The sequence below is a fragment of the Kitasatospora sp. NPDC057500 genome (assembly GCF_042802195.1).
Classification (GTDB): Bacteria; Actinomycetota; Actinomycetes; order Streptomycetales; family Streptomycetaceae; genus Kitasatospora.
Map to the genome: position 1 here is coordinate 1 of NZ_JBHVER010000440.1, position 1476 is coordinate 1476.

Here is a 1476-nt window from a genome sequence, read left to right on the forward strand (position 1 = left end):
GGGTCGGAAGGTGTGTCAGTGCACGCCCTTGGCCGCCCAGAAGTCCTGCCGGGCCAGCACGCTGCTGTCCGCCTGGTCGGTGAAGAAGCCGTCCACCCCGAGGTCGTACAGGTACCGCGCCCAGCCGATCGCGTCGCCGTACGCGTTGGGGTCGGTGCCCCGGCGGTAGTCCAGCGGCAGGAAGCCGTTCTCGTTGCGCACCGTGTACGGGTGCAGCAGCAGGCCCGCCGCGTGCGCGTCCTTGACCAGGGTGGTGGGCGCCAGCAGCTTGCCGGTCGCGTCGACGGGCGCGATCAGCGTGGTGGTCGGGCCGATGCCGTGCGCGAAGGAGGAGATCCAGCGCAGGCCCTCGGGCTTCACCAGGTCGGCCACCGTGCGCTGGTCGCCGGAGAGCACGAAGTCGTACGGCCGGCTGGTCGGGCCGCTGAGCAGGAAGACCTTCGGGTTGTCGACCAGCTTGGCGAGCCGCTGGAGGCTGCTCGGCTCGAAGGACTGCAGGATCGCCCGGCCGCCCCGCCCGGCGAGGCCGGTGCGGCGCAGGTCGTCGGCGAGGCGCTCCTCCAGCGGCAGGCCGATCGAGCGGAAGTAGCTCGGGTGCTTGGTCTCGGGGTAGACCCAGACGTCCCGGCCCAGCTCGCGGCCGCGCTTGCGGGCGAAGTCGGCCACCTCGCGGAAGGTCGGCACGGCCCAGCGGCCGTCGTAGAGCGTGTTGCGCTGGCGCTGCTGGGGCAGGCGCTCCTTGGCGCGCAGGGTGCGCAGCTCGGCGAGCGTGAAGTCCTCGGTGAACCAGCCGGTCTGGGCCGCGCCGTCGATGGTCCTCGTGGTGCGGCGGTCCGCGAACTCCTTGTGGTCGGCGACGTCCGTGGTGTCCGTGATGTTGTTCTCGTGGCGGACCACCAGGTGGCCGTCCTTGGTGGGGACGAGGTCCGGCTCGATGACGTCCGCGCCCAGCTGCAGCGCCAGGTCGTAGGAGCCCAGGGTGTGCTCGGGGCGGTAGCCGGGGGCGCCGCGGTGGCCGACGATCAGCGGGTACGGCAGGCGGTCCAGGCCGGTACCGGTGCGCACCGGCGGGCGGAGGCCGCCCGGGCGTCCGGCGGCGACGCCGCGCTCGTCGGCGGCACCGTACTGCTCGTCGCCCGGCTGGTCCCCGGAGGCGGCGAAGGCCTCGCCGGCGCCGGCCGCGAAGGCCGCCGCGCCGATCCCGGCCGCACCGGTGGCCCGCAGGAAGGACCGGCGGGAGGAGGCGGTGGCGCCGGCGGGCTCCGCCGGGGTGCTGCCGTCGGACGGACGGTACGTCATGGATGCTCCTAGGTCGCGCTCGGCGCGCTGTCGGCGTCGCGGTGTGGGTGCCGCCCGCAGACTAGGAGCCGCGGCGCCCGGACGGGTGGCCGTCGGGCGAACTGCGGGAGAAGTTCCCGCACCCACCGCCCGGGGAACGGGGGAGGCCGGCCGCGGTCACGCACCTGTCTCTTATAC

Annotated in this window: 1 protein-coding gene; it reads right to left on the minus strand. The window is 74.3% G+C overall.

What is annotated here, in order from left to right; all coding sequences use genetic code 11:
* Positions 1–15 precede the first annotated feature (15 nt).
* Complete coding sequence (locus ACFU74_RS37275) at positions 16–1299, minus strand: glycerophosphodiester phosphodiesterase (RefSeq protein WP_380764577.1); 1284 nt, start codon at positions 1297–1299, stop codon at positions 16–18.
* Positions 1300–1476 lie beyond the last annotated feature (177 nt).

Coding starts and splice junctions, on each gene's coding strand:
- ACFU74_RS37275 (WP_380764577.1), bottom strand. CDS start 1,299: ATGACGTACCGTCCGTCCGACGGCAGCACCCCGGCGGAGCCCGCCGGC.